The organism is Roseovarius sp. MBR-154, from assembly GCF_053628595.1.
Genome location: NZ_JBRJGR010000006.1, coordinates 85195 through 97912, shown reverse-complemented (window position 1 = coordinate 97912; position 12718 = coordinate 85195). Strand labels below are relative to the sequence as shown.

Annotated in this window: 13 protein-coding genes; 4 read left to right on the top strand and 9 right to left on the bottom strand. The window is 67.4% G+C overall.

Annotated features, from left to right (window positions below):
- The first annotated feature begins 102 nt into the window (after window positions 1–102).
- Window positions 103–1017, top strand: coding sequence for an oxygen-dependent tRNA uridine(34) hydroxylase TrhO (trhO, locus tag ACSSV4_RS10010; protein ID WP_454274998.1), 915 nt, complete (start codon window positions 103–105; stop codon window positions 1015–1017).
- Between the two features lie 73 nt (window positions 1018–1090).
- Here trhO and ACSSV4_RS10005 read toward each other — a convergent pair whose 3' ends face one another.
- Entirely contained in the window at window positions 1091–2308 is a 1218-nt protein-coding gene (locus ACSSV4_RS10005; protein ID WP_454274997.1) for an MFS transporter, read from the bottom strand.
- Between the two features lie 57 nt (window positions 2309–2365).
- The gene (locus ACSSV4_RS10000) at window positions 2366–2620 is read right to left on the bottom strand and encodes a DUF167 domain-containing protein (RefSeq protein WP_454274996.1); all 255 of its coding nucleotides are present in this window, start codon (window positions 2618–2620) and stop codon (window positions 2366–2368) included.
- 117 nt (window positions 2621–2737) lie between these two features.
- Here ACSSV4_RS10000 and ACSSV4_RS09995 point away from each other — a divergent pair, with 117 nt between their 5' ends.
- Window positions 2738–3316 (top strand): nitroreductase family protein, encoded by a 579-nt coding sequence (locus ACSSV4_RS09995; protein WP_454274995.1) that lies wholly within the window; start codon window positions 2738–2740, stop codon window positions 3314–3316.
- A complete protein-coding gene (locus tag ACSSV4_RS09990; protein WP_454274994.1) occupies window positions 3313–4020 on the top strand; it encodes an EI24 domain-containing protein in 708 nt (235 codons plus the stop codon). Before ACSSV4_RS09995 ends, ACSSV4_RS09990 begins: the two co-directional genes overlap by 4 nt.
- On the opposite strand, the gene ACSSV4_RS09985 is transcribed toward ACSSV4_RS09990, so the two are convergent.
- Together ACSSV4_RS09985 and mce are read right to left on the bottom strand one after the other, a co-directional pair.
- Entirely contained in the window at window positions 3986–4270 is a 285-nt protein-coding gene (locus tag ACSSV4_RS09985; protein WP_454274993.1) for a DUF1467 family protein, read from the bottom strand. The two genes, ACSSV4_RS09990 and ACSSV4_RS09985, sit on opposite strands and share 35 nt — an antisense overlap.
- Complete coding sequence (mce, locus tag ACSSV4_RS09980; RefSeq protein WP_454274992.1) at window positions 4270–4674, bottom strand: methylmalonyl-CoA epimerase; 405 nt, start codon at window positions 4672–4674, stop codon at window positions 4270–4272. Before mce ends, ACSSV4_RS09985 begins: the two co-directional genes overlap by 1 nt.
- Window positions 4675–4821: 147 nt before the next feature.
- Between mce and ACSSV4_RS09975 the strand changes: the two genes are divergently transcribed.
- On the top strand, window positions 4822–5523 hold the full coding sequence (locus ACSSV4_RS09975) for a response regulator (RefSeq protein WP_454274991.1): 702 nt from the start codon (window positions 4822–4824) through the stop codon (window positions 5521–5523).
- A gap of 21 nt (window positions 5524–5544) precedes the next feature.
- On the opposite strand, the gene ACSSV4_RS09970 is transcribed toward ACSSV4_RS09975, so the two are convergent.
- From ACSSV4_RS09970 to ACSSV4_RS09950, 5 genes are read right to left on the bottom strand one after another with little or no spacing between them, the layout of a single operon-like run.
- Window positions 5545–6306, bottom strand: coding sequence for an SDR family NAD(P)-dependent oxidoreductase (locus ACSSV4_RS09970; protein ID WP_454274990.1), 762 nt, complete (start codon window positions 6304–6306; stop codon window positions 5545–5547).
- A gap of 14 nt (window positions 6307–6320) precedes the next feature.
- Window positions 6321–7880: a GMC oxidoreductase gene (locus ACSSV4_RS09965; RefSeq protein ID WP_454274989.1), complete on the bottom strand. Its 1560-nt coding sequence runs from the start codon at window positions 7878–7880 to the stop codon at window positions 6321–6323.
- On the bottom strand, window positions 7877–9871 hold the full coding sequence (locus tag ACSSV4_RS09960) for an acyltransferase family protein (RefSeq protein ID WP_454274988.1): 1995 nt from the start codon (window positions 9869–9871) through the stop codon (window positions 7877–7879). The genes ACSSV4_RS09965 and ACSSV4_RS09960 overlap by 4 nt, the downstream gene beginning before the upstream one ends.
- On the bottom strand, window positions 9868–11157 hold the full coding sequence (locus ACSSV4_RS09955; protein ID WP_454274987.1) for a glycosyltransferase family 4 protein: 1290 nt from the start codon (window positions 11155–11157) through the stop codon (window positions 9868–9870). The genes ACSSV4_RS09960 and ACSSV4_RS09955 overlap by 4 nt, the downstream gene beginning before the upstream one ends.
- 12 nt (window positions 11158–11169) lie before the next feature.
- A complete protein-coding gene (locus ACSSV4_RS09950; RefSeq protein ID WP_454274986.1) occupies window positions 11170–12564 on the bottom strand; it encodes a hypothetical protein in 1395 nt (464 codons plus the stop codon).
- Window positions 12565–12718 lie beyond the last annotated feature (154 nt).

Genomic DNA, 12718 nt, shown 5'->3' with positions numbered 1-12718 from the left:
GGTCTCCTTTTGCCCCATAGGGGTAGGTGCGCAGATGCGGCGCGTCAATGGCGGCGCGATGTCCTCTTGCGAGCCACGCAAGAGAGGCGTAAATCGCGCGCCATGTACAGGATCGCCGCACTCTACCACTTCACCCGGTTTGATGACCCCGCCACCCTTCAAGGCCCGCTTCAGGCGCTATGCGAGGCCGAGCGCATCAGCGGCTCGCTGCTGCTGGCGCGCGAGGGGATCAATGGCACGATTGCCGGGCCGCAGGCGGGCATCGCGAGGGTTCTGGCGCATATCCGCGCCCTGCCCGGCTGCGCGGATCTGGAGTGGAAGGACAGCCAGAGCGCCGGACAGCCGTTTCGCAGGATGAAGGTGCGGCTCAAGAAAGAGATCGTCACCATGGGCCAGCCCGATGTCGATCCGCGCGCCAAGGTGGGGCATTATGTCGAGCCCTCTGAGTGGAATGCCCTGATCCAGAGCCCGGATGTCGCAGTGATCGACACCCGCAACGATTACGAGGTCGCCATCGGCACGTTTGAGGGCGCGGTCGATCCCGAAACCCCCACCTTTCGCGACTTCCCGGCGTGGTGGGAGGCAAACAAGCACCGTTTCCACAACAAACGGATCGCGATGTTCTGCACCGGCGGCATCCGCTGCGAGAAATCCACCAATTACCTGTTGGGGCAAGGGGTGGAGGAGGTCTATCACCTCAAGGGCGGCATCTTGAAATATCTCGAAGAGGTGCCCGAGGATCAAAGCACCTGGCAGGGCGAGTGTTTCGTCTTCGATGGCCGGGTCTCGGTGGGCCACGGGTTGCGGACAGGCCCGCACCGTCTGTGCCATGCCTGCCGCCGCCCGATCCTGCCCGAGGACATGCGCCACCCCGACTATGAGGAGGGCGTCGCCTGCCACCTCTGCGCGCAGGAAACATCGGAGGCCGACAAGGCGCGGTTTCGCGAGCGCCAGAAGCAGATGGCATTGGCCGAGGCCCGCGGTGAACGGCATATCAAGATCGTTCACGAAGAGTGACCTGATTTGAGTATTTGGACCATAAAGAAACGGGATCGGCTTCTTTATGGCAAAAATACTCATATAACGCCGCTCAGGCCGGGACCGCGCTCCGCGGCCTTGTGCGCAGCAGGATCAGCACCATGATCCCGATATTGAGGCCGTTCCACGCGATACCGTTGAGAAAGGCCATGTGATAGCTGCCGGTCACGTCGTAGATCCAGCCCGACATCCAGCCGCCCAGGGCCATGCCGACGATGGTGGTCATCAACACGAAGCCGACGCGGCGCCCGGCCTCGGCGCTTGGCATGTATTCACGCACGATCACCGCATAGCTGGGCACGATGCCGCCCTGTGCGAGGCCGAAGACGAGGCTGACGATGTAGAGCGAGGTCAGACCGTCCGACGGCAGATAGAGCATCAGCGCCACCCCTTGCAGCGCCGAGCCGATGAGCAGGGTGCGGACCCCGCCCAGCCGGTCCGCCATGAGCCCCGAGACCAGCCGCGAGGCGACCCCGCCCAGAAGCATCAGCGACAGCATCTGCGAGCCGACGGCGGGGCCGTAGCCCAGATCGACGCAGTAGCTGACGATATGGACCTGCGGCATCGACATCGCCACGCAGCACCCGACCCCCGCAATCCCCAGCAGGATCGCGAGCATGCGCGGCGAGAGCCCCGTGGTGCCCGCGCGCGCCGCCGACAGGCTGTCGGCATGCGCCTGCGCCGCCAGCGGCACACGGCGGCGCAGGAAGAGCGCCAGCGGAATGACCGTCGCAAGCGTCACCACGGCGAGCACGAGGTAAACCGCCCGCCAGCCCTGCCCGGCGAGAATCCCCGCCAGGATTACCGGCCAGATCGCCCCCGAAAGGTAATTTCCGCTCGCAGTGATCGCCACGGCGATGCCGCGCCGCTTCAGGAACCACAGCGAGATATCGGCAATGAGCGGCCCGAAACTGGCCGCCGTGCCGAAGCCAATGAGCAGTTGCAGCCCCGAGAGCACCAGCACCGACGGGCTGAGAGCCGCCGCCCCCGTGGCCGCCGCAATCAGCAGCGCCGCGCCAATCAGCGCCGTGGTCACCCCGAACCGGTCCACCACCCGCCCGATCGCCATGTTGCCAAAGGCAAAGCCCACCATGGTCAGCGTATAGGGCAAGGAGGCCGCCGCCCGGTCGACCCCGAATTCGGCCTGAATCGCGGGCATCACCACGATGATCGACCACATGCCGACATTGCCCACCATCGCGATGGCCAGCGATATGGCAAGCCGCGTCCAGGAATAGCGGCTGTCGAGAAGGGCGATATCGGCGTTCATGGCGGCGACGTTAGGCGCGCCCGCGCCGAGTTGCCAGTGCCAAAAACGTGAGCCGCATCAGTCCACCTGAAAGACCTTGTCGCGCGCGGTGTGGCCCCGGATGAGGGTCAGACGCGATTTCGCGACCCCAAGCGCCTTGGCCAGCAGTTTCTGCACCGCTGCGTTGGCCTTGCCGTCCTCGGGCAAGGTGGTGACGTAGACCCGCAGCGTATCGCCCTCGGCGACGATGCGGTTGCGCGAGGCCTTCGGTGTCACGCGAATGGCAATCTGGGTGCCAGCACGGGCCAGGTGGCGGAGGTCGGGATGATCCATGTGCACCCCGATAGCGCCACGCGCCGCGCGACCCAAGCGGTTTTCACCGGATTTCGCCTTGACCCCGGGGGCGCGCTTGCCGACATGTGGGCGGTGTCATCACCGGAGAGGCCGCCCATGCCCACGCCCAACCCCGCCGCGCTCGACTTTATGCAAACCCGCCGCTCGCGGCCCGCCAAGACGCTCGGTCTGCCGGTGCCGGATCGGGACACGCTGCGCCCGCTTTTGCGGGCCGCGTTGCGGGTGCCCGATCACGGCAAGCTGGAGCCGTGGCGGTTGATCGTGCTGGAACGCGCCGCGCTCCTTCGGCTGGCCGGTCTGGTGCCCGAGGTGGGCGCGCGCCTGGACAAATCGCCCGAAGATATCGCCAAGGGGCAGGCGCAGTTTGCCGATGCGCATCTCGCCGTGACCGTGATCGAGAGCCCGAAAGCCTCGGACAAGATACCCGCGCTCGAGCAGACCTATTCGGCGGGCTGCGTCTGCCTCGGGCTGCTGAATGCCGCGCTCGCCGCGGGTTGGGGCGCGAACTGGTTGACTGGTTGGGCGAGCCATGACCGGGGCTTTGCCACCACGGCGCTCGGGCTGGCGCCGCATGAGCGGATCGCGGGGTTCATCCATATCGGCACCGAGACGAGCGCGCCGCCCGAACGCCCGCGCCCCGATCTCGACGCGGTCACCGAGTGGATGCCGGAATGATTTTTTCGAGCTTCTTCAAGGCTATGGGCCAGATCGGCGATCCGCGTTTCCGCAAGGTGCTGATGCTTGGCGTGGGGCTCACGCTGGCGCTCTTGATCGTCGCCTATGCCGGGGTGCTGTGGCTGGTGCAATCTGCCGTCGGCGACAGCACCACGCTGCCGATCATCGGCGAGGTCACATGGCTGGGCGATCTGCTGGGCGGCGCGTCGCTCTTGCTGATGTTCGTGCTGTCGGTCTTTCTGATGGTGCCGGTGGCCTCGGCAATCACCTCGATGTTTCTGGATGTCGTGGCGCAGGCGGTGGAGGACAAGCATTACCCCACCCTGCCGCCTGCGGTTAACATCCCCTTTGGCGAGGCGCTGCGCGATACGATCAATTTTCTGGGCGTGATCATCGGGGCCAACACGCTGGCGCTCATTCTCTACGCGATCTTCACGCCGTTCGCGCCGTTCATCTTCTGGGCGCTGAACGGCTATCTGCTGGGGATGGAGTATTTCACGCTGGTGGCGATCCGCCGGGTCGGGCGGGTCGAAGCCAAGGCGCTGCGCCGCCGCCACCGGATGACGATCTGGCTGGCGGGGGTGCTGATGGCACTGCCGCTGTCGCTACCGCTGGTCAACCTGCTGATCCCGATCATGGGCGCGGCGACCTTCACCCATATCTACCACGCTATTCAGACTCGCAGCCCGGCCCGATCCGGTTGAACATGTCGATATCCTCGAGCGTGATCACGCCCGAAATGATCGTGCCGCCGATGATGATCCAGAGCACGAAGGCGATGCCGGTGGTGATCCAGGCCTTTTTCTTAAGGTGGTGATGCTCGGGTGAACCGGCATGTGTGCCGGGCACGATTTCACCGAGATCGCCCTGCGTCTGGATGCGGATCGGCAGCACGATGAAAAAGGTCATGAACCAGATCACCGCGAGCAGCACGAGTGCAGAGGTGACCCCCATCAGACCTGCTCCAGTTCCACGAGGCAGCCGTTGAAATCCTTGGGATGCAGGAACAGCACCGGCTTGCCATGCGCGCCAATCCTGGGCTCGCCGCTGCCAAGGACACGCGCGCCGGTGGATTTCAGGTGATCGCGGGCGGCAAGGATGTCATCGACCTCGTAGCAGACATGGTGAATGCCGCCCGAGGGGTTCTTTTCCAGAAAGCCGTTGATCGGGCTGTCCTCACCCAAGGGGTAAAGCAGTTCGATCTTGGTGTTGGGCAGTTCGATGAACACGACCGTGACGCCGTGATCGGGCTCGTCCTGCGGCGCGCCGACCTTGGCGCCAAGCGCGCTGCGATACTGCTCGGCGGCGGCGCTGAGGTCCGGCACGGCGATGGCCACATGATTGAGGCGTCCGATCATGGCGTGATCCTTTCTTCTGGTCTGCGGCTGTTATGGGCATCCCGGCCGCCGCTGACAAGCGACAGAGGGACGCAAGCCGCGCATTAACCCCGCGTTCATCAAAACCGGGCCATGCTGGGCGCATCCCCTGCAAGAAGGATCATCCCGATGACCGATCTCGACAGCCTCGCGCCGGTGCGCGCCCCCAGTTCTCAGCGCCCGCTTCTCGGCATGACCGTGCTCGCGGTCGAGGACAGCCGCTATGCGTCGGAGGCGCTGCGCCTGATGTGCCTGCGCAGCGGGGCGCGAATCCGCCGGGCCGATTGCCTCGCCTCAGCGCGGCGTCACCTATCGGTTTACCGCCCCTCGGTGGTGATCGTCGACCCGGGCCTGCCGGACGGGTCGGGGATCGACCTGATCGTGGATCTGGCGCAGGCGGTGCCACGTGTCGGGGTGATTCTCGGCAGCAGCGGCGATCCGGTCATGCGACACGCGGCGCTTGACGCGGGAGCCGACGGCTTTCTCGCCAAACCGATCGAGAGCCTCGGGGTCTTTCAGCAGGAGATGCTGCGCCACCTGCCCCAGGAGCGTTGCCCTGCCGGACCTTATGCGCTGACCGACGAGCGGATCACGCCCGACCGGCTGGCCTATCGCGACGATCTGGACCATGTCCGGAGCCTGCTGGAGGAGGTGCCGGACCACGCCACGCTGGCCTATGTGGCACAGTTTCTGGGCGGCGTGGCGCGGGCGGCGCAGGACGGGTTCCTGGCCGAGGCCGCGGCTGGTCTGGACGGGCACGGGGCCGAGGCGGGCATCGCACGGGTTCTGGCGCTGCTCAAGGCGCGGCTGACGGCGCGCATGGTGCTGTGACCGGCGCATGGCGCACGGGGATCAGCCCGTGATCACCCGCGCCCGCCGCCTGCGCAACAAAAGTGCATCCTTGATCCGGCCTTTCACTCCGCGCGGCGGCAGGATCTCGCGATCCATCTCGAACACCGCACCGTTGAGTGCCGGATCGTCCCAGAGCGCCAGCGCCGCACCCCATTTGGCCGCCTGCGCCGGATCGAGCCCCTGCGCAATCCCCATCCGCGTGGCCAGCATCCCGGGCATCCAGTCGCTGATCACGATCCCCGGAAACCGGTCCGCCAGATCGGCGACCAGCGCGCGGCTGAAAATGCGGCCCGCGCCCTTGCTGACCGCATAGGCCGAAGAGGCGGGCAGCGGCGCGATATCGGCAAAGGTCAAGACATTGACGATCCGGCCCCGCCCGGCACCGACCATCGCGTCAAGCGCGGCGCGGGTGCAATTGACCATGCCGCCAAGGTTGATCGCCAACGTCTCGGCAAAACTCTCGCCGCTCTCGTCGAGGAAATCGCGGCGCGGATAGACGGCGGCGTTGTTGATCAGCACCGTGACCGGCCCCACCTCCGCAAGCTGCGCGAACGCCTCGCGCACGGCCCGCGCATCCGCCACATCCGCCACCACCGGCAGGATCTGCCCCTCGGAGCCCATCGCGGCGGTCTCCTCCACGCCATCCGCGCTGCGCCCGAGGGCCGCCACGCGCATGCCCCGCGCCGCCAGTTCCAGCGCCAGCGCGCGGCCAAGGCCGCCGCCTGCCCCGGTTACCACTGCGATCCCGTCCGTCAGCGTCATTCCCCGGCCTCCCGTCACTGTACCATCCCCTCGGCCACCCGCAGCGCGTTGGCGGCGATGGTCAGGCTCGGGTTCACCCCCATCGAGGAGGGCATGAACGACGCATCCGCCACGTAGAGATTGCCGATGCCATGCGCCCGGCAATCGGCGTCCAGAACGCTTGTCGCCGGATCGTCGCCCATCCGCAGCGTGCCGCAGGGATGGCCGAAATTCAACTCCAGCGCATGGGTCAGGAAGAACGCGCGATGCCCGCGCAGCCCCGCCTTGATCGCCCGGCGAAAGGCGCGGCGGCGGGCGAGCAATTCGGGGTGCAGCGTGTAGGCGATGTCGATGGCGTCGGGCGCGCGCGCATCCCATGTCACCCGGTTTTCGGGGTATCCCAGATCCTCCATCAACCCGACAAAGACCTGCGCCCGCCCCAACCGCCGCGCCGCCACCGCCGCCGGCAGGCGCGTCAGGTGCCGCAGCGCGCGCAGGTTGCGCAGCGCCGAGCGGTCGAACATGCCGTTGAGCACATGCACGATCTCGCCATAGCCCGCCGCGATGCCCATCGCCTGCACGGTGCCGAACCGCTGCCCGTCGCGGTGATAGAAATCGCGCAAGCTGATCGCCTTGCCGGGGCCGTCCTGCACCGTGCTGCGGGGCGGCCAGAGGGCGAAAATCTCGTTGAGGTGGAACATCAGGTTGCGCCCCACCAGCCCGCTGCCATTGGCGCAACCCTCGGGCCACGCCTCGGATGCCGAGGCCAGCAGCAGGCGCGGCGAGCCGAGCGCGCCGCCCGCCAGCACGAATTGCCGCGCGCGCAAGTGAAACGCCTCACCGCCCCGCGCGACCTCGACATGGCTGACCCGGTCCGCCGCGCCGCACAGCCTTCGCACCTCGCAACCCGCCAGCAGCGCCGCGCGTCCGGTGGCCAGCGCCGGTTCCACCCCGGCCGAGCGACCATCCATCTTGCAGGGCCGCGGGCATTTGCGGCCCAGACAATCCTCACAGCCCTCCAGATAGCGGATCGCGGAATGCAGCCGGTAAGGGTGCAGCCCCGCCCCTCGCAAGGACTGCATCAAGGCCCGGTCCACGCCGGACAATGGCGGCGGCGCGGCCAGCGGATCGACGGGTTCGGGCGAGAGCGGATCGGCCTCGCCGCAGACATGCAGCAGTTGCTCGGCCTCGGCATACCAGCCGCGCATCGCGTCAAAGCCCACCGGCCAGCCGCCCGTAGGGTGCGGGCGGCCCCCGACAGGCTCCAGATCGTGGCGCTCGGGCCGCTCCAGCGTGGCGGCATAGAACACAGACGATCCGCCCACCCCCGCGCCGATGGGGCCAAAAAACTCCGACACACGCCCGTCGATCCGCGCCCGGACCCGACCCGGCCAATAGCCGCGCAGCTGCCGCGCCACCGGGTCGCCCATCTCAGGGTTCAGCCCCTGCCGCTCGGTGCGATAGCCCTGCGGCCCCTTCTCGACGAACAGCACCTTGAGCCCGCGCTCAGCCAGCCTGCGTCCAATGATCCCGCCGCCCATACCGGCGCCGATCACGATCACATCCCACAGGGTGTCGCGGATATCGCTGCTCATTCCCCCCCCTCGAACACCGGCGCGAACAGATCGCTCAGCGCGACGGCTCCGCGATTGGTCAGGTGGTTGTTGTCGAAATAGAGCGCCGCGCCGCCCTGCATGACGGAGCAGGTTGCGTCATCGCAAAGCCACGGCCAGGGGTCGATCAGCCGGATCACCCCGGCAGTATCAAGCGCCCGGAGCGGCGCCTCCGCCCGCGCCGCCCGCGCCTCTGCCTCGATGCGCGGGACGCGCAGCACTGCCTCGGCCACGTCACGCCCATGGACCAACGCCCGCGCCACGGCGCGCGAGTCGTAATCCGGCACCTCCGGCGGTTGGCGCAGGACATAGATGTGGGCAAACTGCGGCCCAAGTTCGGCCAGCGTCCGTGTCAGCGCCGCGTTGAACAGCGTATGCTGCGGCCCCTTTGGCAGCAGGCTTCCGGGCAAGGGGGCCAGCGTGATGCGGTTATGCGCGTCCCGCCCCACGCCCTGCCCCTCGGCATAATAGCTCCAGCGCCCCACCAGCAGCAGCGTCTCAAGGCTCTCGATCCGCGCCAGCCCGTCTCGGATCACCCGGTTGGCCTCGGTGCAGGCGGCATCCTGCGCGGGCGTCGCCGCAGTCTCGGTCTTTGCCACTCCGAAGAGCGGCGGGCATCCGGCATGCCAGAGGATCAGCGCCGGACGGTCGGCCTGCCACGCCACCGCCTCCAGCCCTTCTTTCATCGCCCGCAGATGGCTGTCGCCCCAGATCAGCACCCGCGGCGGCCCCTCGGGACCGATGGGGCAGGTCTCTACCCCCGCAAGCGGGCCGCTGCCCGGCACGGTGCAGCGCGACCAGTCCTGATTGAAATCGCCCGAGGCCGCGATATGCGTGGCGTGGTCCGGCGGGAAGCGCGCGGGCAGGCCATCGCCGCGCCACAGAACCGCGCCCAAGACCAGCAACCCGGCCGAGGCCAGCACCGTGCCGCCCACCAGCACGCGATTGCCGCCGCGCATATATCGCACCGGCCGCTCCACATAGCGCCACGAGAGCACGGAAAGCACAAGCGCCAGCACCAGCCATCCCGCCGCCTCGCCCGGCCCGCCATAGCCACCGCGCCAATAGGACGACAGCACGAAAACCGGCCAGTGCCAGAGATAGAGCGAATAGGAGATGAGGCCTATGAACACCGGCGCGGGATGCGCCAGCGCGCGGTTGACCGGGTTCGCCTCGCGCCCGTTCAACAGGATCAGCACTGTGCCCAGAACCGGCCCCAGGGCTTGCCAGCCGGGAAACCCCTCGGCGCGGATGAACAGCACAGATCCAAGGATCAGCGCCAGCCCGGCCCATGACAGCGCCGGATGCAGCGCATAGCGCCAGCCGCCCTCGCGCCCCGCGATGGCCAACAGTACGCCCGCCAGCAATTCCCACGCCCGGAACGGAAAGAGGTAGAAGGTGGCCTGCGGCATGCCCCGCGTCAGCCAGATGCAGGCCACCAGCGACAGCAGCGCGAGCCCGGCAAGGATCACCGGCACCGACGCCCGCCAGCGCAACAGCACCAGCATCAGGAAGGGCAGCACGATATAGAACTGCTCCTCCACCGCCAGCGACCATGTGTGCAGCAGCGGCTTTTCCTCGGACAGCCCGTCGAAATACCCCGCCTCGCGGTGGAAATGGATGTTAGAGAGGTACACCGTCGCGGCAATCAGCGACTTGCCGAATTCGCGAAACTCGAACGGCAACAGGATCAGCCAGCCCATCACCAGCGTGACCCCCGCCATCGCGAAATAGGCCAGGGCCAGCCGCCGGATGCGCCGCAGGTAGAACCGCGCAAGGCGGATGCGCCCGGTCTCGCGGATATCGTCCCACAGGATGCCGCCGATCAGGAACCCCGAGATGACGAAGAACACGTCGACCCCGACAAAACCGCCCGTGATCCCCGGCAGCCCGAAATGATAAAGCACCACCGACAGCACCGCGATGGCGCGCAGCCCGTCGATCTCGGGGCGGTAGGCGATTGCGGCGCTCACGACGGGAACACCTCCGGCAATGGCGCGCCCGTCAGCACCGCGTCATAGATCGCGCGCAGCTGCCGCGCCTTGGCGGCCCATGTGGCATGCTCCATCACCCAGTCGCGCCCGGCCTGTCCGGTGGCGGCCAGCGCGGCGCGGTCTTGTGTCAGCCGGTCAAGGGCGGCGGCAAACCCCGCGATGATTTCGGGCCGGGTGCCCAGCGGAACCTTGGTGCCGCGTGCCTCGTCCACCAACTCGCCGGGCCCGGCATAATCGACGATAAGCGGCGGCACGCCCAGCGCCATCGCCTCCAGCACCACGCCGCCGCCGAATTCGCGGATCGACGGGAAGGCGAAGAGGTGGCAGGCCCCCAGCACGTCCCTTACGCGCTCATGCTCCAGCCAGCCGTGAAACGTCACGGCCTCGGCCACGCCCAGCCCCTCGGCCTGCGCGCGCAAGGCCCCCATCATCGGCCCGTCGCCCACGATATCGAGATGCAGCCGCCCCGCGCGCATCAGCGGGGCCGCCGCATCGGTCAACATGTCCGGCCCCTTGTAGGGCACCAGCCGCCCGACAAACCCGGCGCGCAGCGGGCCATCGGATGCAGGCGCGGCCACGCCCGCGAACCGCGCCGGATCAATCGCATTCTCGGGCAGATAGACCGCCTTCGCCTGCGCCCATCCCGGCATCTCGCCCAATGTGTGCCGCGACCCGGCCAATATCGCCGCCGCATGGCGCAGCGTCGCGCCGCGCCCCGGCAGCGCCTTGTAGGCTCCGCGCAGGTAGCTCAGGAATTCGCGCTCCTGCCGCCGCTCGACGTCGAAGCCCTTGGGCCAGGGCACCCCGCCATTGAGCGGCCCGAGGATGAAGGGCACCCCCGCCCGCGCGCACTTGCCCGCCAGCGACGAGGAAATCGTCGGGCTGAGTGGCGTGATGCGGTGCACGATGTCATACTCACCGCCCCGGATCTGCGCCCCGAAATGCCGCCAGACCAGATGCTCGAACCACGGATAGCTCAGCGCATTGATCGCCTGAAGCGTGGTCCAGCCCTTGCCCTGCCCCATGCGCAGCCGCTCGCCCAGCTTCCACATCGGGCGCGCCACGGCCTCGGAATCGATGGCGGTGAAATCACTACCCTCGACCAGCCCGGCGCGCAGGAACGCCTCGCGGTTGCGCACCTGCGTAACGATATGCACATCTGCCACCTCGCGCAGCGCCGTGGCCAGCGACCAGCCGACCAGCGGCACGCTCACCCATTCGGGATTGGCCGCCTCGGCGATGGCCAGAACGCGGGGTCTACGCATGCGCCCTGCCCGTCACATGATCGGCCGCCAGCGCAAGCGCCGACGTTTGCTCTGCACCGGCGTCCGACGGCGCGCGGTCTCGGCCATGCCCAGCACGGCCCCGGCGAACAGCCATGTCAGCGGGGTCAGCGTCGCATTGGGCAGCATGTCGATCAGGTTGATTGCCAGCAACAGCGACACCGGACCGATCAGGCGCAGATGCGGGATATCGCCCAGACGGGTCTTGTAGAGCCACAGCATCAGGATCGGCAGGGCGATCAGGCCGAACTCGGCCACATACCCGACCCATCCGAAGACCCCGATCAGGATGATCCAGCGACCGTCGGTCACCGTCTCGATCGCACCAGACACCGGATCTAGGATATGATTGCGCCCCCAACTGCCCCAGCCGAAGAGCGGTTGCTCCATCGCGCGTTCCATCAGCCTGTCCTCGTTGTCGAGACGGAATTGCAGCGAATGGGCGCGTTCCGGGCTGATCTTTCCGGCCTGATCCAGTATCCAGTCCAGCGGCACGAGACCCGCGCCCTTGAGCACCGGATAGGCGATCGCAACCAGGGCCATGCCCGCGGCGATCCGGATCTGCAACGGCGTCGGCAGAAGCAGGGCCAGCGGAGCGAGATAGATCCCGTAGATCAGCGAGCCCAACGATTTGCAAAGGATCAGCACGACCCCCAGATAACTCGCCGCCGCCAGCAGCAGCACCCGACGCCGTGCATCCGCCTCACGCGCGAGGGCGATGGCGCAGGTCATCGCCATCACGGTGAAGAACGCCACCCACAGCCCGTGATAGAGGAACACGATGGGCCGGAACCCGTCACCGCGCACCATCTGTCCGAAACTGTGCTGGAAATAGCCATAGACCCAGGTGTTGATCTGCGGCGACAGGCGCACCTCAAGCAGCATCGGCACCGAATAGATCAGCCCTCCGACCATGATCGCACGGACCAGTTCGCGCAGGCCCTCGGGGTTGGCCAGGTGCTGACGTGCCATCAGGAATGGCAACAGCAGGATGAATTGCAGAAGCACCAGCGCCACCATGTCCTTGAGCCCAAGCGCCGGCAGGCCGATGGCACCGAAGAACACCGGCCCGGTATTGGTCAGGACGGTGGCCACGGGGCAGAACACGAACACCAGCACCAACGCCCGCGCCAGCCAGCCCTCGGGCAAAAGCGGAGCGCGCCGCCCGCAGACCGCAAGGCAGATCACGAAGGTGGCCAGCGACGGCAGCGATTCCTTGGTCAGCGGCGGCATCAGCGGAAAATCGAAGGCCGCAGGCGGTGGCGGCAGGAACAGGTAAGCCCCCAAAAGCGACCAGATCAGCGCACGCTCGATGGGCCAGCGGCGAAACATCGCCAGCGTGACAAGCGGCCAGGCGGCCAGCATCAGATAGGCCAAGGCATTGGGCATGACGGGCCCTGTGCTCCCCCGTGATCCTGCATTCATCGAACGGACCCCCGCGCGCCCTTCGACACGCGGCGCAATCCCGGCAGGACCGTTGCCGCGACCTTAGCCCTGCGTGACCCGCATCGGCAATGAATTCAACGGCATGTCAGTCGATTTG